Here is a 22,713-nt window from a genome sequence, read left to right on the forward strand (position 1 = left end):
CCTGACACTTGACAAAAACATAGGGACACCCCCCCTCTCCTGAGAACGCATCACCCAACAGTTTCCAGCAACACTTGTGTTAGGCTTACCTAATCGTATGGCGTGTAGACTTCCGGCAGTACATAACAGCCCAAAAACTTGTTGAAGGACAGTGACAACTATGGCTGACCTAGCTAAAGCAGCACCGAAGCGTAAGCCCCGTAAGGCACACGAGGCAACAGTTATTGGACGTCGCCAGATCTCTCCAGACCTTGTTCGTTTGAGCATGAACTCGCCTGCATTTGTGGGCAAGGAGCTGGAGTTTACCGACCATTACATCAAGTTACTGTTTGTGCCAAAGGAAGCTGATTACTCCTGGCCGTTCGATATTGCGCAAATTCGCGCCGAACAACCGCGAGATAAACTGCCAATCACCCGCACCTACACTCTGATTAATATGGACTCCGAAACGGGCGACTTCGATGTCGACTTCGTCACCCACGGCGATTCCGGCCTGGCTGGGCCTTGGGCACGCGTAGCTGAAGTCGGAGACAAGCTTGGCTTCTTAGGGCCAGGTGGCGCGTGGGGGCCTACGGCAGAATATGAACACTTTGTACTCGCCGGCGATGAATCCGCAGCACCAGCCATCGGCGCCAGCTTGAAGCACCTCCCAGAAGGCACAACTGCAACCGCATACATCGAAGTCGAAGCCAAAGATCGCAAGTTTGAGCTCCCAACCCGAAAAGGCGTGGAAATCCATTGGGTTCTCCGCAACGGCGCAACCCACGGCACAGAGCTATCCCGCACGGTGCGCGAGGCGGGTATTCCAGAGGGTAAGAAAACTAGCTGGTTCATCCACGGTGTCGCCGAGATGATTAAGGAACTGCGTCGCTTCCTCTTCGTTGAATCTGAGGTCCCGAAGAAGGACGTTTCAATCTCTGGCTATTGGCGTATCGGCATGACTGAAGACCAGTGGCAGTCCTCTAAACGAGAATTCAACGCTGAGGTTGAGGCCGAAGAGGAAAAAGCCAGGGCCTGACGCTTGCTCGAACGCTAGCGCTCGCTACGCCCTTTTTTCAACAACGACGCGTTTTCCTGCCAACCAGTCGAATGGGTGCCAGCGGCAAACAGCAACCCAAATCATCAGGACACCAAAAAACAGTCTAACGATTGGCTCCAAATCCGTAAGCAAGAAAATCATCAACAATAGGTAGCAATTACGTATCGCCGCCTGCCAACCTCCGCGCCAAGAATCGTCTCCTGACTCGAGCTCCGATGTTCCCTCTGGCTGAGCGGCTTCGAACGGAGTCGCCCCAGAGTCTACTTTCCACGCTGGCTCAACGTGTAGCAAAAATGAGCTTTTCCCAAACGTCTGTTCACCGCGTGCCTCTGCAACCACGCGCACAATGAAAAAGACAACTGGGAAAATGGCACCATACAAAATTCTGAACTCTGGCGGGCTCGGCAGCGCCCAGCTCGCCGTGGCTGCTTCCCACGCAAGTTTGCCAAGTGCCACAATGATGGCAACAAAGATTCCTACAAGGAACGAATCCAGCATCCACGCACCACTGCGCCGAGCGAACAGATCCGCATTACTCTTTACGGAGAATCGATTCGAGATGCGCTGTTTCATCGGGCACATGCTATCAAAAATCACTTATAGCTTCGCAGACGAATTCTCGATTCTGGCCGCACCCGCTCTGCCACGGTTAGAAGCATCTAGTATGCAAATCGAAAAGTCGACTGTATAGTTGCCGGTTGAATCAACCTATCTATTGGATGCCAGCTCCTTCCATGCCAGTAACTCGGCAAGTAAACCTACAGCTGGCGCCCCCAGTGGTTTTTCAGGAGACGCCGCCCCAGAAAGCCGAGAATTAAACCACGCAACGCAGGCCCGAGAAGCCCAGAAAGTGAGATGGATGTGAATACGCGAACTCAGCTGTCAGCCGTACAGCACCCTCAACTCACTACTAGCCGGCGCAATCACCGCCGGCACCTGGCGCTGGCCTGCTGCTTCCTCACCTTCGCAGCCGCGGCCACCAGCTGCGCCAACAACGAAGGCGAGGAGGTTGCCGCTACGCAAACCTCGTCGTCAAGCTCGCTTACCACGGCGTCGTCGTCAAGCTCGCCGACGACGACGGGACCAAAGGTTCGAGAAGGCGGTACGCCGCGCATCGGGCAGCTGTGCCCGAACCAGACCGGCGAAATACGAATGAGCGCCAACGGCCAGAATCTTGAATGCGCACAAGTCGGCGAGCAGGAAGTGTGGACGGTGCTGCAGCAAACCCCCGCGAACCCGACTTCGCAGCAAATGTGGATCTCCACTACTCCGACGACCTCTGAGCCACAGCCTCAGGAACCTGAGCCGACGACTCCGAGCGAGAGCACAACGGAGACAAGTGAGACGGAAAGCTCGACCAACTCTAATCCTTCCACGCCGCCCACTACTTCAACGACTCCGACTACCTCCGGCGAGCCGACGGAATCGGAATCGAAGGAAGAAAAGCATCCAAGTGAAGACAATCAAGGGTTGTCAGGGCTATTTCGCTAGGTTCGTCTCGGACAGCGAGGTTCGTCGGCTCGGGACTCCGTTAGGTGAGGTGCGCTAACTCGCCCTAAAACACCAAAATCCGCTGCAACAATACTGCAGCGGATTCTTGTGATTGCAGAATCACTCAGGCAGTGGCGCGAGTGAACGAAACTTCGGCTCGCCGCAACGCGGCCGAACACGCGGGCTCCCCTACTTGCGGTGACGGCGGTTGTAGAACGGCGTCGGCACGACGGTGGCGGTAATGTCGGCGCCTTCGACGGTCAGCTCAGTGCCAGTGGAGGACTGCCAACGCTGAACATATGCAAAACCGATGGGGTGACCCAAAGTCGGCGACACCTTGGCGGAAGTCAGCACACCAACCTCGTTACCTTCCGCATCAATGAGCTTGGTGCCACGCTTCGGAGCTTCATCACCGGAGAAACGCAGACCAACGAGCAGCTCCTTCGACTGCGGACGATTAATCAGTGCATTGCGACCAATAAACTGCCCCTTGGTCGGCCCCATAATGGACTTCAGGCCGGCCTCCAGCGGAGTACGGTCTCGAGTCAGCTCGTAGCCGTAAAGAGGCATACCGGCCTCAAGACGCAGGGTGTCGCGGCAGGCCAGACCACACGGCAGCAGGCCAAGGTCAGCGCCGTTGTCAGCCGGATCCTCCGGGTTTTCCACCTTGCCGCCTGCTGCAATAATTGCACGCCAAACCTCGACGGCGCGGTCAGCCGGCGGGAAGATCTCGAAGCCGTCCTCACCAGTGTAGCCGGTTCGGGCAACAATCATTTCCACACCTGCGACCTCGAGCAAGGTGCAAGAGTAGTAGTTCATGCCGTCGAGAGTCGCGTGCAGATCCTGCGGCAGTAGACGACGCAGAAGCTTCGCAGCCTTCGGCCCCTGAATGGCCAGGAGCACATTCTTATCATTCATGCGCTCAACCTCGACGTTGTAGCCACCAACGCGCTCGCGCAGCGTCGAGTACACATCTTCAGCGGCTGCGGCATTCTGCACCAGCATGAATTCGTGACTACCGAGACGGTAAATGATGAGGTCATCAATAATGCCGCCGTCTTCCTGCACAATCATGGTGTACTTGGCACGGCCCAACGCCAGCGGCTTGATTGCCGAGATCAGGGAGTGTGCAAGAAACGCCGCCGCATCCTCACCAGTGACGCGGATAATACCCATCAGCGACAGGTCGAAAACACCAACGGCCTCACGCACTGCGTTGTGCTCTGCAATTTCCGAAGAGTAGCGGAACGGCACTTCGTAGCCACCAACATTGCGCATTTCTGCGCCAAGGCTTACGTGCTCATCATGCAGGGCGCTACGGAAAGAATTGTTGTTCTCAGAAGCGCCAGAATTGTCAGTCATACACACTCCAATTATTGCGGTGGGGCAAACCAGATTGTTACTTTCCCACCTTATATCTAAGACTCCGAGCTCGCTTCCGCGAGCCCCTGCGGAGCCAGGGCAAGAGGCTCGTCCATTAACTATCATGCACTGATTCGCACATGCTTGACGACCCCGCGCCCACCACAAAGGCCCCGCTACCAGTGACGATAACGGGGCCTTTGCATTTGTCTATTCAGTTAATTGAGATTGGCTGAGCTGTTCGGGCAGCGTTGCCAGCCAAGGACTCAGTGGTTATTAGTGATCAACCGCAGCCTCGGTGCCAACACCGGTCAGGGAGCGAACTTCCATCTCAGCTGCCAGGTCATCGAAGTTATCCGGCTTGCCCATGTAGGTGGCGATGATGCCAGCCAGGAACGCCAGCGGGATTGCGAGCAGACCCGGCGAGGTCAGCGGGAACCAGGAGAAGTCAACGGACGGAATCATCGAGGACTCAGCACCGGAAACTGCCGGGGAGAAGATAATCAGAACCAGCGAGGCGATGACACCGGTGTACATGGAGGCAACTGCGCCTGCGGTGTTGAAGCGCTTCCAGAATAGGGACATCAGGATGGTCGGAACGTTTGCGGATGCGGCCACTGCGAAGGCCAGTGACACCAGGAAGGCGACGTTCTGCCCCATGGCCAGGATGCCGAGGATAATGGCGACAACACCCAGCACGATAACGGTGATGCGGGAGACGCGAACCTGCTCGGCTTCCGTTGCCTGTCCCTTGCGGATCACGGCCTGGTAGAGGTCCTGACCAACAGAAGCGGAAGCGGTAATTGCCAGACCAGCGACCACTGCTAGCACGGTAGCGAACGCCACTGCGGAGACCACTGCCATGAAGATGGAGCCACCGATTTCGAAGGCCAGCAGCGGAGCGGCAGCGTTGGCTCCGCCCGGCGCGGCCATGATGCGGTCCGGACCAACGAGTGCAGCTGCACCGTAGCCGAGCACCAGGGTCAGCAGGTAGAAACCACCGATGAGGATGATTGCCCAAGTCACGGACTTACGAGCTTCCTTTGCGGTCGGCACCGTGTAGAAGCGCATGAGCACGTGTGGCAGACCAGCGACACCGAGCACCAGCGCCAGGCCCAGAGAGATGAAGTCGAGCTGCTGAACGAAGGAGCCACCGTACTTCAGACCCGGCTCAAGAATGGCGGAGGCTTCGTAGCCCTTTTCGGCGATGGAGTCGGAGCTCGCGTGCATGTCCACTGCGTCCTGCAGTAGCTGGGAGAAGTTGCCCTTAACACCCACCAGAATGATCAGGGTCATGATGATGACAGCACCGACCAGCAGGACGGCCTTAATCATCTGCACGTAAGTGGTGCCCTTCATGCCACCGATGAGAACGTAGGCAACCATGATGATGCCAACGACTGCGACAACGATGGACTGCTGAGTGGAGTCGTGAATGTTGAGCAGCACGGCGACCAGGGAACCCGCACCGGCCATCTGCGCGATGAGGTAGAACAGGGTCACTGCGAGAGTGGAGATAGCAGCTGCGGTACGGACCGGACGCTGCTTAAGACGGAATGACAGCACATCGGCCATGGTGAACTTACCGACGTTTCGCAGCGGCTCTGCAACCAGCAGCAGTGCGACGAGCCAAGCGACGAAGAAGCCGATGGAGTACAGGAATCCATCGTAACCAGTCAGCGCGATGGCGCCGACGATACCCAGGAAGGACGCAGCCGAGAGGTAGTCACCTGCAATGGCGAGACCGTTTTGGGTACCGGAGAACTGTGCACCACCGGTGTAGAAGTCAGATGCTCCCTTATTTCCGCCCTTACCCACACGAGTAACGATGAACATGGTCGCAACAATGAAGGCGACGAAGACCGCGATGTTGAGAATCGGGTTACCTGCTGCTGCAGTGTCATCTGCGGCAAAGAAACTGGTCAGCATGTCTTATGCCTCCTTCTTTGCAACAATTTCAGCGATTTCGCCACTTTCCATTGCCTCGCGCAGCTCTGCCTGCATCGGCTCGAGCTTCTTGTTGGCGAAGCTGATGTAAACCCAGGTGATGGCGAAGGTGGTCACGAACTGGAGCAGGCCAAGGACGATACCCAGGTTGATGCTGCCCAGTACGGGAGTTGCCATGAGGCCCGGCGCAAACGTCGCAAACAGAACGAATGCGATGTACCACACCAGACCTGCAACGGTCATCGGGATGGCGAATGAACGGAATGTAGAGCGGAGCTCTTGGAACTGCGCTGAGTTTTGCACGTAGCGGTACTCAGCCGCCTGTGGCTTATGCCGGCCTGCCGGCATGGGAGTTGCGGACACGGGCTAATCCTTTCCAGGAAGTTATGCAGGTGTTCGTAATGAGGTTCAGCACAGCCACCCTACTGGTGTGCCATGCACCACACTTTTCATTAGGTGTTGAAACAAAGTTACCTGGAACACAGTTAGCAAAGAAGTTAAATGCGACTAACTACTTCTCAGCGAGCCTTAAGGCACCCCCAAAAACGCCATTACCTGCATACTTGAGGAGACCTTTTACTACCCCCATTTACGCTGTTGTGCTCGTATTCTCCACTTCTTCCGGCAATGGCCTACTCTGACGCCACCACCACAGCGCCTCGATAATGGCCGCACCGATGGCGCCTACAATCAGCGCGGGAATCAACAGCTCCTGCCCCACCCAGTACAGATTAAGCACCGAAGCCACTGATCGAACCGAGAAGATGAACAGGTACGCACCTGCCGACACCGCCAGCAACAACACCTTCCACCAAGTGTATGGCCTAGCCACGACCACCAAAACCCAAAATGCTGAAACGATCAGCACGATGAGTGTCGCAGTCGATGCCTCCCCTCGTGCCACATCGCTGGCGTCGACTCCCGGGTTTGCCCACAGCCAAAACATGAAGGTCAACAGGCCTACCGTAATGCCGGCCGGTATCGCTAGACGCAACACGCGCCGCACAAAACCATCGCGCGCACGCTCCCAGTTAGGAGCCAACGACAGCACGAAGGCCGGGATTCCAATCGTGAACCAGCCCGTAATAGTTACGTGGATTGGCTCGAAGGGGTAATCCATCCCCCACAGCCCCACAGCCAGCGCCAATACCACCGAGTAGATGGTCTTCGTCAAAAAGAGGTTGGCCACGCGCTCGATATTGCCAATGACGCGACGGCCCTCGGCCACAATCATCGGCATCACGGCGAAGCGATTATCCAACAGCACCAACTGCGCAACCGAACGTGTTGCCGGCGCCCCATCCCCCATGGCCACGCCCAGATTTGCCGCTTTCAGTGCCAGCACATCATTGACGCCATCACCGGTCATCGCCACATGATGTCCGCGCGACTGCAGCGCATGGACCATATCGCGCTTGTTCTCCGCCGTGACACGGCCGAAGATCTGCCGCGACTCCACAATGTCTGCAAACTCGTTGCGGATCTCGGTGGGCTTGGCTTCGCTATTCTCATCGCGGCTCGCCGGAAGCTCAGAGGCATCGACAGGATTGTCAGCGCCCTCCATTTTCAGCTCACGTGCAACAGCCCCCACAGAGCGGTCATTGTCACCAGAAATGACCTTGACCTCAACACCTTCTTCATAGAAGTAGGCCACCGTCTCCGCCGCATCTGAACGCACCTTCTGCCCCAGCACGACAAGTGCGACCGGCTCCAACTCCACCGCCTCGCTCTTCCGCAGCGCACCTCCGGGCAGGTCATTTGCCCCAACGGTGGTCCGCGCGAGCAGGAGTACACGAAGCCCTTCCTCCATAAGCTGCCGAGCTTTCTGCATGCCGACCACGGAGTCGTCGACAAGCACATCGGGCGCGCCGAAAACCCACGTCGCACCGCCGTGATACGTCAGCGCCGACCACTTATTCGCTGAAGTGAAGGGGCGGGTTTCGGTTTGCTCATGCTTTACGACGTCCCCTGCGTCCGCAAGCCCATCGAGCAGTGCGCGAGCCGTTGCGTTGGGGCGATCGTCGAGCTTACAAAGATTGATGAGCACAGAGTCGAGCTCATCGCGGGAAGTACCGTCACCCGATACGATATCGACTTCCACCAGCTGCATCGCGTTTTCGGTGAGTGTGCCGGTTTTGTCGACGCACACGGTGTCGACACGCGCGAGACCTTCGATGGCGGGCAACTCATTGACCAGCACTCGATGTCGCCCCAAGCGCACCACGCCGAGGGCAAATGCGATGGTGGTCATGAGGACAAGCCCCTCAGGGACCATGGGCACCAGGGTGGCGACCATCCCCAGCAGCGCATCATTGAGATCATCGCCGGCGACAAAGAGCTGCGTATAGATTGCCAGAGCGCCGACGGGAATGAGAATCCAGGAAATGTAGGTCAGGATCTTGTTGATGCCGCGGAAGAGCTGGGAATCAGTCAGCGTGAACTTGTTGGCCTCAGCTGCGAGCTTGGCGGCGTAAGCCTCCTTGCCCACTTTGGTGGCCTGATATCGCGCCGACCCCACCACGATCGAGGAACCCGAGTAGACCATGTCCCCAACGCTCTTATCGACGGCATCGGATTCACCGGTGAGAGAGGATTCATCGACGGCCACGTCAGAGGCGTAGCGGAGAATACCGTCAACGACGATTTGATCGCCGGGGCCGACCTCGATGAGATCGTCGAGGACGACGGACTCGCGGTCAATCTCGCGAGCCGGCTCCCCGTCGCGAATGACCATGGGCTTTGCACGGCCGACAATGGAGAGCTTGTCCAGCGTGTATTTGGCGCGCAGCTCCTGGACTATGCCGACGATGGAGTTAGCGATAATCAGCAGGCCAAAGGCACCGTTGACGATTGAGCCGGTATAGAGGACAACTGCGAACAAAACGGCGAGAATACCGTTAATCCGAGTAAACACATTAGCGCGGATGATGTCCCGCACACTGCGCCCGGATGTTGGTGGCAGCTCGTTGACCTGCCCCGACTTAATGCGTTGTTGGACCTGTTGTTGAGTCAGACCGCTGTCGGGAGTTTCCCACGAACCCATGACCGCCTACCGTATTCGCCTAGTTGCTGAACCTATTCGACCTATTTGCCAATGAAATTCGGTTCGCGCTTTTCAGCTCGCGCCTTCGAGGCCTCCGCAGCATCCTCGGAAGCCCAAACTGTGTCGTAGAGCTCCTGCTGGTAGTCCTTCAACGGGCTATGCGTCTCATCATCATTGAGTACTGCCTTGTGGTAGGCCAGCGACAGTGGCGCGTAAGTTGCGATGCGAAGTGCAACCTCCTCCGCCTTGTCCGGACCACCGAGGTAGGAAGCCAGACCGCAACCGCGGGCGGCTTCCTGGTCCATGCGTTCGGCCGCCAACAAAATAGTGCGGGCACGGGCACCGCCGACGAGTACGCGTACGCGGCGAATAGTCCAGGCGTCAACAGCGATACCAAGCTTGACCGGCGGAATCATAAACCAACCGCGCTCACCCACGACGCGCAAATCAGCCGCCATCGCCAGCTGCATACCAGCGCCGACGGCCGGCCCCTGCACATCCGCGATGACCACCAGACGGCTGGCCTCAATTGTGCGCAGCATCCGACGTAGCTGCTCATGGAAGGAGTCGTCGTGATGCTGGCCACTCAGGTCAGCACCGGCACAGAAGGCACGACCTTCGCCGCGCAGCAGGATAACGCGCTGCTCGGGAACCTCAGCGGCAGCTTCCACCGCGTCGGCGATGTCACGACACACGTCGGCCGTCAGGGAGTTGCGCTTGTGATCTCGGTCAATGGTGATAGTGACAATCGCGCCGTCGGCTTCGACGCGGATTTCAGATGCTGGGTTCGTCATAGCCCTTAGGCTACTCGCGCAACGCCGATAGCGATACAGCTATAAGCAAATCCAAACTGGCTTATTCGTTACCAAACACCCGCGGGTCACCACTCAGGCGGCCGTCGGCACGCGCCATCGATGCAATCGTTTCCATGTCCTCATCGGCGAGTTCGAAGTCGGTGACCTGGAAGTTTTCCTCGATGCGCGACTGCGTGGCCGACTTTGGGATAGCTACGATGCCGCGCTGGAGATGCCAGCGGATAGCGACTTGGGCAGGAGTCTTACCCAGACGCTCTGCAATTTCAGCGATTGGCGAGCCTTCAAAGTACTTCGCACGTCCCAGCGGCGACCACGCCTGCGTGACGATGCCGCGGCGACGATCATCTACAACCTGCTCATCCTGCGGGAACTGCGGATGCAGCTCAATCTGATTGACCACCGGAACCTCGGAGAGCTGGTCGAGGACCTCTGGGTAGAAGTTCGCCACACCAACCGAGCGAATCAGCCCCTCGCGCTTGAGCTCGAGCAGCGTGTCGAAGCACTGCCCAAACGTCCCTTGCTTCGCCACCGGCCAGTGCACAAGCACCAGGTCAACATAGTCAAGGCCGAGCCGCTCCAGCGATGCTCGCACGGACTCGCGCGTCGCCGCCGGCCCCTGCGCATCGTTCCAGACCTTCGTGGTCACGAAGATATCTTCACGCTTTACGACGTTCGCAGCGACCGCATCGGCAATACCCTGCCCAACTCCTCGCTCATTGTTATAGAGCGATGCGGTGTCGATGTGGCGGTATCCGACTTCCAGGGCGTAGCGCACGGATTCGCGCGCCTGCTCATCGTCGAGCTTGTAGGTACCGAACCCCAGGATGGGGATGGCGTTGCCATCGACCATTTCCACGTTGGCAATTCCGGTTGTCGCTGCATCGTACTTCAGATTGGGTGCGGTCATGCCAACCGAGTGTACGGAAGTGTACGGGCTGAAAATTTTTTAGATTTTTTCTGCCCCGCTGACCTGCGATTTAAAAAAGTGATTGCCATTCATTTTGTTGCAAACAGTTGACGGGGCGTTGTGTTTATATAACACTTTGGAATATGTCCCCAAAGATTAGACCCAAAGAACCGATATTCAACAGAATTTCAGTGCTGCGGGCAGAACACGGACTCAGTCGAGCAGAACTCGCCAAACAAGTAGAGGTCAATCCTCAAACGATTGGTGCGTTGGAGCGAGGTGACCACTACCCCAGCTTGGATCTGGCATTCCGTATTTGCGCAGTGTTCGATCTCCCCGTGGAAGCAGTGTTCTCTCGCGAAGAATTCAAGCCAATGTCCTCTGCCCTCTACCGAAAGGAAAGCTGACGATGCCAACTATTCGGACTGAAAGCGAAACACCGAGCTTTTTTGAGAAGCTAGAGGCCCGGCGCGAAGCAAAATACACAAAGCGCGTCGAGCAGATGTCAGGCTGGCTGACTAAGTGGCGCAACCAGGCGGCGCGGCGGAAGCTGGTCATCGCATTCGAGGTGTGCCTTGTGCTGATGCTGCTGAGCGGCATCGCGCTTCTCGGTAGCCTGACCGATATTTCCCCGGGCTGGCCTTCTCTGCTCTGGTCGGCAACTTCTCTCATAATGATCTTTGTCTGGACCAGCCTCAACATCACAGTCGACATGGTTGACAGCGCGCCCAGCTCACTACTGGACGAGTACCAGCAAGAACAAATTTTGAACCTGCGGGGACTCACTTACCGCTGCTTCCTCTACTTCGGCCTAGTGTCCTTCCTCGCTCTAGTTCTGGTGGGCACCTATGTTCTGAACGCACAGCCTGACTGGGGACACTACATTCCGTACAGCTTCGGAATCTTCGGCATCGTCATCTTTCTTTTCATTTCCACACTGCCCACCGTCGTCTACGCCTGGAATCTGCGGGACGACTAGCCCGGGCCCAAATCTCACGCTCCCCCTCCCCTCTGCCCTTCACTCCTCAATCTAAGGATCACCATGAATAGCCTCATAATCGACGGGCTTGAGAAGTCCTACGGAGACCTGCAGGTTCTCCGTGGCATGAGCTTCCAAGTCAACCCTGGAGAAATCTACGGTTTCGTCGGCTCCAACGGCGCCGGCAAGACCACCACCATGCGCATTGCCCTCGGCGTGCTGGCCACCGATAAAGGCGAAGTGCGCATCGGCAATACCCCGATGAATGACTCGCTGCGCCGCACGATTGGCTACATGCCAGAAGAACGTGGTCTCTACCCGAAGGCCGAGGTTCGCAAGCAGCTGATTTACTTTGCTCGCTTGCACGGTGTGCCCACCAAACGCGCAGAGGCCAACGCCGACAACTTGTTGGAGCGCCTCGGTCTCACTGAGCGCGCCAACGACAAGGTCGACACGCTCTCGCTCGGCAATCAGCAGCGCGTGCAGCTGGCAGCCTCCCTCGTCCACGACCCGGAGGTACTCGTCCTCGACGAGCCTTTCTCTGGCCTCGACCCCGTCGCGGTCAAGGTGATGAGCTCGGTCCTCAAAGAGTACGCCGACCGCGGCACCCCAATCGTGTTTTCCTCTCACCAGCTCGACCTCGTCGAGCGCATGTGTGACCGCGTCGGCATCATCCGCGACGGCCGCATGCTCGTGGAAGGCACCGTTGATGAGCTGCGCGCACGTGGCCCACGGGCTTTCGTCGTCAAGCTCGATGGTGCGTCCCAGGATTGGGCGGCCTCTGTCGAAGGCGTAACAAGCGTGGAGCGCGATGCCCACGGCTCCACCGTCGTTCACCTCGATTCCGACGCCCCAGCCGACACCGACCAGAAGCTGCTGCACAGCGCAATGGCAGCGGGAACGGTCCGTTCGTTCGGACCTCTGCAAATTCCACTTACTGAGCTCTACCAGGAGGCCGTACAGCAATGAGCACCAACACTTACAACGCCTCAACGGCCGTCAAGACCGTTTTCGTCCGCGAACTCCGCGAGCATCTACTGAAGAAGAGCTCGCTGATCACGCTCATCATCATGGCGGTGGCGGCTGTCGGCGGTATCTTCGTTGCCGACTACATGACTTCCAAGTCCGATAATGACGCTGTCAAGATCGCGGTCGTCGGAGAAGCGCCGTTCGCGGACTCTCTCGCCGTCGCCACCGCCGAAATGAAGGACGCCAACGGCAGCGACAGCGCAGACGCTGCAGCCGGCGCATTTGCCACGGCATCGCTGTCACCGTTGGAGATTACGTCCGCGGCAGACGACAAGGCCGCTCGCGCTGCCGTTACCGACGGCGATGCCGACGCCGCTCTCGTCCCCGACACCGCAGAAGGCAGGGAAGGGTCGTGGAAACTGCTTGCCGACGACGCTCCATCCTGGCTGGCTCCGATGCTGCAGGAGTCGCTGCAGAAACAGAATGAGGCCATGCTGCTCAGCGAAAACGGAATCAACCCCGGCGAGTTTTTCTCCAAGACTCAAAGCGCAGCCGTGTCGGTGGAATCCCTGGATGAAGCAAAAGACGAGAAGATGCCTGCGATGCTCATCACGCTAATCGGTGTGATGGTCATGATGACCGCCATCCTCGTCTTCGGTGGCGCAGTGGCCACCAGCGTCATCGAGGAGAAGTCCTCCCGCGTCATCGAGATCATTCTCTCGACAGTCCGCCCGGCGCACCTGTTGGCCGGCAAAATCCTCGGCGCCGGTCTGGCCGGCATCATCATGATGAGCGTGCTGACCGCCAGCGCCGCAGTTGCCCTCATGATTACCGGATTGGCGGAGAGCTTCGATGTCCCGTGGTCCGCAGTCTGGCTGCTGGTCCCGTGCTTCATCCTCGGTTACTTCTTCTTCGCCGCGCTGTATGCAGCCTCCGCATCACTGGTCAGCCGCATGGAAGATTTCCAGGGCGCACAGATGCCGGTACTGGTGTTCTCGCTGATTACGATGTATGTTCCGCTGTTTGGCTGGAGCAAGCTGGACTCTACCGTCATGCAGATTGCCTCGTGGATTCCGCCGGTTTCCATCACCACCGCTCCGTTGCAGTATGCCGTTGGCAACTTCTCCGCACTCCAGTTGGTTGCCTCACTGCTAATCATGGTTGTGGGAGTAGCCGCAGTCATCGCACTCGCAGCCTGGATCTACCCACGCAATGTCCTGCGCACCGGTGCCGCGGTCAGCTGGAAGAAGGCCCTGACAGCCAAGAGCTAACCCCCCAGCCCTGCCCAAAAAAGGAGCGTGGCCCCTTCGGCCACAGTCACCTAAAACCGAATACTCGTCAATCGCGTAGTTTGCTCAGCGCACCTTACAGACCATGGTCCGTCGCAAACTGCGCGATTTTTCCTGTCTCGCCATAGGAGGTCTGCGCCCCCACGCCTGTCGCCGCATGAGCCGAGACCACCGCCGCAAGACGAGCTGCCGTCACCACATCATCGCCCGCGGCCAACGCGGTGAGGACCGTGCCCATGTAGGCATCACCGCAGCCCGTGGTGTCCACGACCTCGATGGGCAGCGCCGGAATGCGTGTGACTGACACCTCGCCTTCCGACGTCCTCAGGACCGCAGACCCCTCCCCGCCAAGTGTGACAATGGCCGTAGAAATCCCGTGTTCGTCGGCAAGCGCGCGCCCAACCGCATCCCACTGACCGTGCTCGCAACCGGCGACCGCGCGCTCGGAGCCGATGATGGCTGCGAGTTCGTGCTCGTTGACAATGAGGACATCGACCAGCTCGAGCAGCTCCTCACTGACCGCCCGAATCGGCGACAGGTTGAACACCACCGGCACACCCGCATCGTGGGCAATCTGCGCGGCGGCCAGGACCGCCTCATCACAAATCTCCAGACACACACCGAGGCACCCCGCCCGCTGAATCTTGTCCGCATGACTGCGCACCGTCTCAGCATCGACTTCACCATTGGCGCCAGCGGAGATGACAATGAAATTCTCCGCCGCATCATCAACAACAATCATGGCTGTACCAGTGGCAGAGTCGACGGTCTCAACTGCGGAGATGTCCACGTGAGCGTCGGTAAGCGCGTCGCGCAGCAACTGTGCGTTGGGATCCGAACCAACCGCGCCGACCAGTTCCACGGCCGCGCCCAACCTGCCAGCCGTCGCCGCCTGATTCGCCGACTTACCGCCCGGCAAAATACGCAAGGGACTCCCCTCGATAGTCTCACCACCATGCGGCAGGCGCTTCACAGTGACAGTCAGGTCTGCGTTGATGGAACCGACGACACATACGTTTGGCCTCTGTTCAGCCAGCTCGGTGAGGCGCTCAGTAATCGGCATTGGTTCGACTCCTCGGTAGTGCGGACATGTTTTTTCCGACAATAGCGCTACCCCTTTCCGCCCACCATCAACTCAGCCGGTTTACCCCTTGTTTACTACCGTGGAGGTATGGCTAGAATCAGCGCCCAACAAGTAATAGATACCGTCCTCGACCACGGAAGTTTCACATCCTGGGACGGCGCGCCCGAGCACGCCGACATCGACGAGGCCTACCGCGGCACACTGTCCCGCGCCTCTGATAAAACAGGTCTCGATGAGGCCGTTATCACCGGCGAAGGCACCGTCGGCGGCAAGCGCGTCGCCGTCATCTGTTCTGAGTTCGGCTTCCTCGGCGGTTCTATCGGCACCGCTACCGCTCGCCGGATTATCCGCAGCATCGAGCGCGCGACCGCGGAGCAGCTGCCGCTGTTGCTCTCACCAACCTCGGGCGGCACTCGCATGCAGGAGGGCACCGCGGCGTTCGCGCTCATGATCTCTATTACCACCGCAGTGGCGCGCCACAAGGATTCTCACTTGCCCTTCCTGGTGTACCTGCGCAATCCCACCACCGGCGGTGTCATGGCGTCGTGGGGGTCGGCAGGTCACTTCACTTTCGCAGAGCCCGGCGCGCTTCTCGGCTTCCTCGGCCCGCGCGTCGTCGAGCTCGCTACCGGCGAACCCATGCCCGAAGGCGTTCAGACCTCCGAGAACCTGTTCAAGCAAGGCATTATCGACGGCATCATTCCGCTCGAAGGTCTGCGCGGCGCTGTCCGCCGCACCATCGACGTGCTTGCCGACGGAGACCCCAGCGAACCCACCCCACCGCCAGCAGCAGCCATTGATGGTCGCGATACCTGGGAAGCTATCCTGCGCACCCGCGATACTTCTCGTCCAGGTGGCGGCGATATTATCGATGCCCTTGTCGACTGCTCCGTGCCAATCTCCGGCACTGGCGATGGCCACAAATCGCTGTCGGTCCGGGCTCGCCTAGCGCGGATTGGTGAGCGGCCGGTGATTTTGGTCGCCCAGGACCGCCATAACCAGCCGCCACTGGGCACACACCCAATGGGGCCGGGTTCGCTGCGTTTTGCCCGCCGCGCGATGCGCATTGCGGAGAGCCTGAACATTCCGCTGGTCACGGTCATTGATACCCCCGGCGCTGAGTTGACCAAAGATGCCGAGGAAAATGCCATGGCCGGCGAAATTGCCCGCACCTTGACCACGCTGGTGAACTTGAAGGTCCCGACCGTGTCTCTCATTCTCGGCCAGGGCTGCGGTGGTGGCGCGCTGGCCATGCTGCCCTCTGACCGCGTGCTGGCAATGCACGATGCGTGGATGTCTCCGTTGCCGCCGGAGGGTGCCTCGGCGATTATCTACCGAGACACCGAACATGCTCCAGAAATGATGGAGGAACAGGGCGTTGGCGCCGAGGCCATGCTGAAGACCGGGGTCATCGACGAGATCGTGGCCGAACCTGCGGATCCGGCCGAACTGCCCCGCCGTGCTCTGAGCGCTATCGAGCACGCCCTGTGGGAACTGGAGAAGAACCCGGCTCGCGTTGGCCGTGAGCAACGTTTCGACCACTACCGTCGCTTCGCACTGGGTGAGTAGGGGGCCGGGGGCTGGTGTGGGCCTGGTTCGGGCCTGGTTTGGGCCTGGTTTGGGCCTTCAGCCCCACCCCAACCTCAAAAAGCAAGAAAGTGACTGGGTTTATGACACTTTTGGGCAATTTTTCACGCCTGAAGTGTCATAAACGCAGACACTTTCTTCGCCGGAAATCCTGCAAACCGACGACGGAGGAATGGACAGGAACCGCGAAGCGAAGCTCAGCCAGCCAACAGAGCCAGCATGTGGCCTTTTACTTAACGTCCAACAGGTCGATGACAAAGACCAGGGTCTTACCAGACAGGAAGTGTCCTGCACCAGCCGGGCCGTAAGCCTTCTCCGGCGGGCAAATCAGCTCGCGGCGACCGCCGACCTTCATGCCCGGAATGCCTTCCTGCCAACCGGCAATCAGACCGTTCAGCGGGAACTCGATGGACTGGCCGCGGTTCCAGGAAGAGTCGAACTCTTCACCGGTCTCGTAGTCAACACCCACGTAGTGGACCTCGACGCGAGCACCCGGGGTGGCCTCCTTGCCGTCACCGACAGTGAGGTCGTTGATGACGAGTTCCGTCGGAGCCGGACCGGACTTAGCAGTGAGTTCTGGCTTGGACAAGACAATCTCCTATCACAGTTGGCATTTATCAAAGCTGGCAATTATTCCAACTTAAATGGGCCCAACTCAAATGGGGTTTCTTAAAATTCTAGGAAAAATAAAAGGCGCGTACCAACCTTTCGAAGGCTAGTACGCGCCTTTTCGCGTTTTCAACGCTGGACTTTTCTATGCTGAGTTACCTGCGAGGAACCCCTACGCGGTAATCGCTAAAAACCTTAGCGCTGGTCGCGCGGAACGAAGTCACGCTCGGTCTCGCCGGTGTAAATCTGGCGAGGACGGTTGATCTTCGATGCCGGGTCAGTGACCTGCTCGTTGAACTGAGCAATCCAGCCCGGGAGGCGGCCGATGGCAAACAGGACGGTGAAGAAGTCCGTCGGGAAGCCCATGGCGCGGTAAATCAGGCCGGTGTAGAAGTCAACGTTCGGGTAGAGCTTGCGGGAGACGAAGTAGTCATCAGCCAGTGCAATCTCTTCCAGCTTCATGGCCAGATCCAGCAGCTCGTCGCCACCGAGGTGCTCGAGCACGTCGTGAGCGGTCTTCTTAGCGATAGCTGCACGCGGGTCGTAGGACTTGTAGACGCGGTGACCGAAGCCCATCAGGCGGACGCCCGGCTCCTTGTTCTTTACGCGGTTCATGAACTCGGTAGCGTCGCCACCGTGGTTCTGCTGGATGTCCTCGAGCATCTCCAGAACAGCCTGGTTAGCACCACCGTGCAGCGGGCCAGACAGAGCGTTGATACCAGCAGCGATGGAGACGAACATGGAAGCGCCGGAGGAAGCGACCATGCGGACGGTGGAGGTGGAGCAGTTCTGCTCGTGGTCAGCGTGCAGGATGAGCAGCTTGTCCAGAGCGTCAACCACAACCGGGTCAACCTCGTAGTCAGCGGTCGGGTAACCGAACATCATGCGCAGGAAGTTCTCGCGAGCGTTCAGGTTATTGTCCGGGTACATGTACGGCTCACCCTTGGATGCGCGGTAAGCGTATGCAGCCAGCATCGGAACCTTAGCCATCAGGCGAACTGCAGCCAGGTTACGCTGCTCTTCGTTCAGCGGATCCAGCTCGTCCTGGTAGTAGGAAGCCAGAATGTTGACCGAAGAAGCCAGGGTCTGCATCGGGTGTGCACCACGCGGGAAGATGCTGAATGCGCGACGGAAGTCCTCGTCCAGCAGGGTGTGGTGACGAATGTCGTGGTTGAACTGTGCGATCTCTTCCTCAGATGGGAGGTGACCGTGAATCAACAGGTAGGAAACCTCGTTGAAGGTGGCCTTCTCAGCCAGCTGCTCAATCGGGTAGCCGCGGTAGCGCAGGATGCCGTTACCGCCGTCGATGTAAGTGATCTTGGACTCGGTAGAACCGGTGGCGGTGTAGCCCGGGTCGAAGGTGGTCAGTCCAGTTTCCTGGAGCATCTTGCCCAGAGCAATACCGTCGTTACCCTCGGTTGCCTTGACGATGTCCATCTCGAACTCGCCGCCCGGGTAGTGGAGTACAGCCTTGCCGTCTTTAGTAGCCACAACTTCCCTTTCGCAGAAAATTTCTTCTTAACGACTCCAGAGTGCGGGGGAAGCAAGCACAGCGGAAAACAGCGCACTGCCTCCCAACTCCACGTCACCCCTTCGGGGTCGCATTGTTTCCAATGATTCAATTATGCGCGACATTTGCATTCCAGTGCATATTGCCGAGTGAAAAAGTTTGCTTAGTTCACATCGACCGTGCCGTAATCATAAAGAACCGACACCTGCAGTGGATTAGAACACACAATATCAAAGAGTGTGAGCAGTGCAACACCCTCTACCCCATTCGGGCAGGCTGGGCTCCCCCAATCTTGACCCCTCTTCACCTCGAAATGCAAATGGAAAAACCAGGTTTATTACGTTGTCACAGCTCATTTACTAACCAAGAGGTTAGGAGCACATTCAACAGCCCGCGTCTCCAAAAGCTCGAAAGTCATCGGACTAGCGCTCAAAATCACATCGACTAAATCCAAAATAATTCACCCCACAGTCCCCACCCAGCTCCCCACGGCAATAAATTTCCACCACCAGCAAAGCTGTAAAAATACCTTCGCAAACTTTGCAAAATCGCCAATCCACCCTGTTTCGATATGCAAAGTACGGAAGCGGGGGCAATTGAACCCCACCCTTTTGCTATAAGTACCCCCGATTACCGCTAGAGTTTGAAGACAACGGCTGTATATCAAGCTTCACTTTGAAAGGTTGCGCCTCATATGAGCGATCAATTCCCAGTTCTCCCTGAAGAGTTCCAGCCCGGCGACGGCCGTTTTGGCTGCGGTCCGTCGAAGGTTCGCCCGGCACAGATTCAGGCAATCGTTGACGGCGGTACCTCTATCATGGGCACTTCCCACCGTCAGCCGGCAGTGAAGAACGTTGTTGGCGAGGTTCGCGAGGGTCTGGCAGAGCTCTTCCAGCTTCCGGAAGGCTACGAGATTGTCCTGTCCCTCGGCGGCGCAACCGCTTTCTGGGATGCTGCCACCTTTGGGCTCATCGAGAAGAAGTCCGCTCACCTGACTTACGGTGAGTTCTCCTCCAAGTTTGCCAAGGCCTCCAAGATGGCTCCGTGGCTCGATGCTCCGCAGATCATCGAAGCAGAGCCTGGTTCCGCACCAGAGGTTGTCGCTGGTGAAGAGGGCGTTGATCTCATTGGTTGGGCTCACAACGAGACCTCCACCGGCACCATGGTTCCGGTCACCCGCCCGGCAGGTTCCGAGGGCCAGCTCGTCGCCATCGATGCCACCTCCGGCGCGGGCGGCCTCCCGGTCGACATGTCCCAGGCTGACGTCTACTACTTCTCCCCGCAGAAGTGCTTCGCTTCCGACGGCGGCATCTGGTTGGCTGCGATGTCCCCGGCCGCTATCGAGCGTATTGAGAAGATCAATTCTTCCGACCGCTTCATCCCGGCTTTCCTGAACCTGCAGACTGCCGTTGATAACTCCCGCAAGAACCAGACCTACAACACCCCGGCTGTCGGCACCCTGCTGATGCTGGCTGATCAGGTCAAGTGGATGAACACCAACGGCGGCCTCGACGGCATGGTCGCTCGCACCACCGAGTCCTCATCTCACCTCTACAACTGGGCTGAGAACCGCGCGGAGGCAACCCCGTTCGTCACCGATGCCGCAAAGCGCTCGCTGGTCGTCGGCACCATCGACTTCGAAGACAACATCGATGCTGCGCAGATTGCCAAGGTTCTGCGCGCCAACGGCATCCTCGACATCGAGCCGTACCGCAAGCTGGGCCGCAACCAGCTGCGCATCGGTATGTTCCCGGCCATTGACCCGGAGGACATCCGTCGCCTGACTGGCGCTATCGACTGGGTTCTGGACAACGGCTACGCCGCCAAGTAGCAGCAAGGCAGCTAGCAGCAAAGCAGCTGCAAAGTAACAGCAAATTAGTTACAAAGCAGCCGCCATTTACCGGTCTCAGCCGCTTGACTCCCGCGCCACGCGCAAGGGCATTGCCCCGATTGTCCGTGACGCGGGAGTTTTGTCGTTTACCATGATTAGTGAGCATTACTTATAACGTCGACCAACAAGGAGGTTCTCGCATGAGGGAGCTGAAGCCCGTTCTGGACGGCGATGTGACCGATTCACTGACTCTCGTTCCCGCCGATATCACTGAGCAGGAACGACAGGAGGGACTTCGCTTCACGCTGCCTCTCGACGAGAACCTGCGCGCCTTCCTGGTCGAGCACTTCAAGCTCACCGATGCTACGGGGGCCCCAGTCGCAGCAGATTCCGCATCGCTTGCCGACGAATCCAGCGCCACCGCCACAGCCGCCAGTGGCAGCTCTGGGGAGAGTGCTACCGCAGAGAGCGGTTCTACCGACGAAAGTTCCGCTGGTGACAGCACAGCGGAAGCCGCCACCGCAAGCGGTGATTCTGCCGACGGCACCGAGACAGCCGACCACACCTCTGAGGCAGACGCAGCGCCGAAGAAAACCCCAACGGCACCGAAGCCAGTTTTGGAAGAGCCCCGCGTCGTATTGTCGCCCCGCGAGATTCAGGATCGCATTCGCAGCGGCCAGACGGTCGAGGAGCTCATTGAGTACAGCGGCATGCAGCCGCGCAAGATTGAGTCCTTCGCCTACCCGGTGCTTGCGGAGCGCGCACGTATTGCGGAGCTCGGCAAGCAGTCAAAGCCACGTCGCATTGATGGCCCGGCCAAGTTGTCCCTGTGGGAGATTCTCGCCACCGCTTTTGCCGCCCGTGGTCAGGAACTCGCCGATGCCTCGTGGGATGCCTACCGCGACCCGAGCGGACAGTGGATTGTGACGGTTACTTGGAATGTGGGCCACACCACCAACGTGGCCGAGTGGAGTTACCAGGCGGAGGGACTTTCCGCGCTCACCATTGCTCGCAATGAGCTGGCAGCAGAGCTGATTGACCCCGACTTTGCCCGCCGCAACCGAGACTTGGCTCCGCAGGCCAATCGAGCTGCTGATACCGCGGATACCTCTGAGATGCCAGCCGCATGGCAGTCTTCGGCGGAACCGCAGCGAGGCCACGGGGAGCAGGACGTTCCGTCGCAAAGCGACGCCGCCGACGACGATATTGACGAGGCGGAGTTCTTGCAGCACCCGGACGCGGAGCGGCCCAAGCGCAAGAAGAAGACTGTCATGCCGTCGTGGGAGGATGTGCTTCTCGGCGTACGTCCGAACGGCCCGAAGAAGTAGGAGTTTGCCTCGACAATGAGCTCCATGACCAGTGGCAACGCTTCTGATTTCGAATTCTCCGCGATTCGCCGCGGTGTAGTCACGATTTGGTTTATCAGCACCAATGACCCTGCTGCGACCCTGGAGACAGGTGTTCAGCATGACCGCGGTTTCGGGCGTCGTTTCCTAGCTCTCTATGATTCGACGCTGCCGGTAACACCGATTGGTGATTTCCCGCTCAACCGCTCGGCGGAAACCGGTGACGGCGAATACTACATCGGCGGCTTTGAAGGCGTTGCCGTACTGCAGACGGTTCTCGACGATGTCTCGCAGCTGTCCAAGCTGTCGCCTCGTCTGCGCCAGGAGATTGCCGCCACGGACATCTACGCGAGTGTGTCGAATAAATCCACGGGCTTCGGTGCCTTTGCGCATTGGCACGATGGTGAGCTCAAGCGCGCTTTCTCCGCTACTCGCTACCGCACACTGGAAGACATCGGTCTTCCCTGCCCCACAGAGGGCAGCTTCTGGGCGGGCAAGCACCGCCCAATGCCCGACGCTTCCGAAGGTACGGCTTCACGCCCACGCGAAGGGGTCGGTTTGCCGTTCATTCCAGCAGAGCTTGCCGACGCCGTCATCACCGACTGGCTCGGATTCGACCCGCATTCGCCCGCTACAGATATCCCTGTTAGTGGTTTTGCGGTCGATGGCCGTCGTGCGGCTCCCGGAACTTCGTATTCGACGTCTCGTAGTCCGCGCGGGCTAATGAGTGAGCCGGGTTCCTCCGAGTCTGGCGCAGAGCTTGACCGCGCCTACGACGACTACGAAGTTCACAACGCAGAGCCGAACCGAGACTTTCTGGAGGAGCTCAGTCGCTTTGGTGCTAAGGCCAAGAAATTCGCTGGCCGCACCTGGCAGCGGGCGCGAGGCAAGTTCGGGAAATAGTT

At 58.6% G+C, this 22,713-nt stretch carries 20 protein-coding genes; 10 read left to right on the plus strand and 10 right to left on the minus strand.

Annotation, left to right across the window (positions count from 1 at the left end):
* Positions 1 to 160: 160 nt before the first annotated feature.
* Positions 161 to 1,018, plus strand: a complete 858-nt coding sequence (locus tag HMPREF2847_RS07260) for a siderophore-interacting protein (RefSeq protein ID WP_070851978.1) — start codon at positions 161 to 163, stop codon at positions 1,016 to 1,018.
* A 24-nt stretch (positions 1,019 to 1,042) separates the two neighbouring features.
* On the opposite strand, the gene HMPREF2847_RS07265 is transcribed toward HMPREF2847_RS07260, so the two are convergent.
* The gene (locus HMPREF2847_RS07265) at positions 1,043 to 1,612 is read right to left on the minus strand and encodes an RDD family protein (RefSeq protein WP_070851979.1); all 570 of its coding nucleotides are present in this window, start codon (positions 1,610 to 1,612) and stop codon (positions 1,043 to 1,045) included.
* Between the two features lie 282 nt (positions 1,613 to 1,894).
* Between HMPREF2847_RS07265 and HMPREF2847_RS11285 the strand changes: the two genes are divergently transcribed.
* On the plus strand, positions 1,895 to 2,530 hold the full coding sequence (locus HMPREF2847_RS11285) for a hypothetical protein (RefSeq protein ID WP_083327347.1): 636 nt from the start codon (positions 1,895 to 1,897) through the stop codon (positions 2,528 to 2,530).
* A 189-nt stretch (positions 2,531 to 2,719) separates the two neighbouring features.
* Here the strand turns inward: HMPREF2847_RS11285 and gcvT are convergent, their stop codons facing one another.
* From gcvT to HMPREF2847_RS07300, 6 genes are all read right to left on the minus strand, one after another.
* The gene (gcvT, locus tag HMPREF2847_RS07275; RefSeq protein WP_016423296.1) at positions 2,720 to 3,892 is read right to left on the minus strand and encodes a glycine cleavage system aminomethyltransferase GcvT; all 1,173 of its coding nucleotides are present in this window, start codon (positions 3,890 to 3,892) and stop codon (positions 2,720 to 2,722) included.
* A gap of 276 nt (positions 3,893 to 4,168) precedes the next feature.
* Positions 4,169 to 5,821 (minus strand): solute symporter family protein, encoded by a 1,653-nt coding sequence (locus tag HMPREF2847_RS07280; RefSeq protein WP_070851981.1) that lies wholly within the window; start codon positions 5,819 to 5,821, stop codon positions 4,169 to 4,171.
* A 3-nt stretch (positions 5,822 to 5,824) separates the two neighbouring features.
* Positions 5,825 to 6,202 carry a DUF485 domain-containing protein gene (locus HMPREF2847_RS07285; protein WP_070851982.1) on the minus strand — a complete coding sequence of 126 codons (378 nt, stop codon included), beginning with the start codon at positions 6,200 to 6,202 and terminating at the stop codon, positions 5,825 to 5,827.
* A 226-nt stretch (positions 6,203 to 6,428) separates the two neighbouring features.
* On the minus strand, positions 6,429 to 8,882 hold the full coding sequence (locus HMPREF2847_RS07290; RefSeq protein ID WP_070851983.1) for an HAD-IC family P-type ATPase: 2,454 nt from the start codon (positions 8,880 to 8,882) through the stop codon (positions 6,429 to 6,431).
* 41 nt (positions 8,883 to 8,923) lie between these two features.
* Positions 8,924 to 9,676, minus strand: a complete 753-nt coding sequence (locus HMPREF2847_RS07295; protein WP_048758697.1) for an enoyl-CoA hydratase — start codon at positions 9,674 to 9,676, stop codon at positions 8,924 to 8,926.
* Between the two features lie 61 nt (positions 9,677 to 9,737).
* A complete protein-coding gene (locus tag HMPREF2847_RS07300; protein WP_070851984.1) occupies positions 9,738 to 10,604 on the minus strand; it encodes an aldo/keto reductase in 867 nt (288 codons plus the stop codon).
* A 143-nt stretch (positions 10,605 to 10,747) separates the two neighbouring features.
* On the opposite strand from HMPREF2847_RS07300, the gene HMPREF2847_RS07305 reads away from it, so the two are divergent.
* The 4 genes from HMPREF2847_RS07305 to HMPREF2847_RS07320 all read left to right on the plus strand — a co-directional run bounded on the left by HMPREF2847_RS07305 (position 10,748) and on the right by HMPREF2847_RS07320 (position 13,823).
* On the plus strand, positions 10,748 to 11,011 hold the full coding sequence (locus tag HMPREF2847_RS07305) for a helix-turn-helix transcriptional regulator (protein WP_038626393.1): 264 nt from the start codon (positions 10,748 to 10,750) through the stop codon (positions 11,009 to 11,011).
* A gap of 2 nt (positions 11,012 to 11,013) precedes the next feature.
* Entirely contained in the window at positions 11,014 to 11,583 is a 570-nt protein-coding gene (locus HMPREF2847_RS07310; protein WP_048758701.1) for a hypothetical protein, read from the plus strand.
* Between the two features lie 63 nt (positions 11,584 to 11,646).
* Positions 11,647 to 12,552, plus strand: coding sequence for an ABC transporter ATP-binding protein (locus HMPREF2847_RS07315; RefSeq protein WP_070851985.1), 906 nt, complete (start codon positions 11,647 to 11,649; stop codon positions 12,550 to 12,552).
* Positions 12,549 to 13,823, plus strand: coding sequence for an ABC transporter permease (locus tag HMPREF2847_RS07320; protein ID WP_070851986.1), 1,275 nt, complete (start codon positions 12,549 to 12,551; stop codon positions 13,821 to 13,823). Before HMPREF2847_RS07315 ends, HMPREF2847_RS07320 begins: the two co-directional genes overlap by 4 nt.
* Positions 13,824 to 13,917: 94 nt before the next feature.
* On the opposite strand, the gene HMPREF2847_RS07325 is transcribed toward HMPREF2847_RS07320, so the two are convergent.
* On the minus strand, positions 13,918 to 14,904 hold the full coding sequence (locus HMPREF2847_RS07325) for a ribokinase (protein ID WP_070851987.1): 987 nt from the start codon (positions 14,902 to 14,904) through the stop codon (positions 13,918 to 13,920).
* Positions 14,905 to 15,012: 108 nt separating this feature from the next.
* Between HMPREF2847_RS07325 and HMPREF2847_RS07330 the strand changes: the two genes are divergently transcribed.
* Positions 15,013 to 16,494 carry a carboxyl transferase domain-containing protein gene (locus HMPREF2847_RS07330; RefSeq protein ID WP_070851988.1) on the plus strand — a complete coding sequence of 494 codons (1,482 nt, stop codon included), beginning with the start codon at positions 15,013 to 15,015 and terminating at the stop codon, positions 16,492 to 16,494.
* Positions 16,495 to 16,741: 247 nt separating this feature from the next.
* Here HMPREF2847_RS07330 and HMPREF2847_RS07335 read toward each other — a convergent pair whose 3' ends face one another.
* On the minus strand, positions 16,742 to 17,101 hold the full coding sequence (locus HMPREF2847_RS07335; RefSeq protein ID WP_005511805.1) for an FKBP-type peptidyl-prolyl cis-trans isomerase: 360 nt from the start codon (positions 17,099 to 17,101) through the stop codon (positions 16,742 to 16,744).
* Between the two features lie 215 nt (positions 17,102 to 17,316).
* Positions 17,317 to 18,612, minus strand: coding sequence for a citrate synthase (locus tag HMPREF2847_RS07340; protein ID WP_038626406.1), 1,296 nt, complete (start codon positions 18,610 to 18,612; stop codon positions 17,317 to 17,319).
* Between the two features lie 713 nt (positions 18,613 to 19,325).
* Between HMPREF2847_RS07340 and serC the strand changes: the two genes are divergently transcribed.
* The 3 genes from serC (at position 19,326) to HMPREF2847_RS07355 (ending at position 22,711) form a co-directional block, all read left to right on the plus strand.
* Positions 19,326 to 20,462, plus strand: coding sequence for a phosphoserine transaminase (gene serC, locus HMPREF2847_RS07345; RefSeq protein WP_070851989.1), 1,137 nt, complete (start codon positions 19,326 to 19,328; stop codon positions 20,460 to 20,462).
* Between the two features lie 200 nt (positions 20,463 to 20,662).
* A complete protein-coding gene (gene sepH, locus HMPREF2847_RS07350) occupies positions 20,663 to 21,790 on the plus strand; it encodes a septation protein SepH (protein ID WP_070851990.1) in 1,128 nt (375 codons plus the stop codon).
* A gap of 15 nt (positions 21,791 to 21,805) precedes the next feature.
* Entirely contained in the window at positions 21,806 to 22,711 is a 906-nt protein-coding gene (locus HMPREF2847_RS07355; RefSeq protein WP_070851991.1) for a DUF6928 family protein, read from the plus strand.
* Positions 22,712 to 22,713 lie beyond the last annotated feature (2 nt).

It is taken from the genome of Corynebacterium sp. HMSC074C03, from assembly GCF_001838285.1.
Taxonomy (GTDB): Bacteria; Actinomycetota; Actinomycetes; order Mycobacteriales; family Mycobacteriaceae; genus Corynebacterium; species Corynebacterium amycolatum.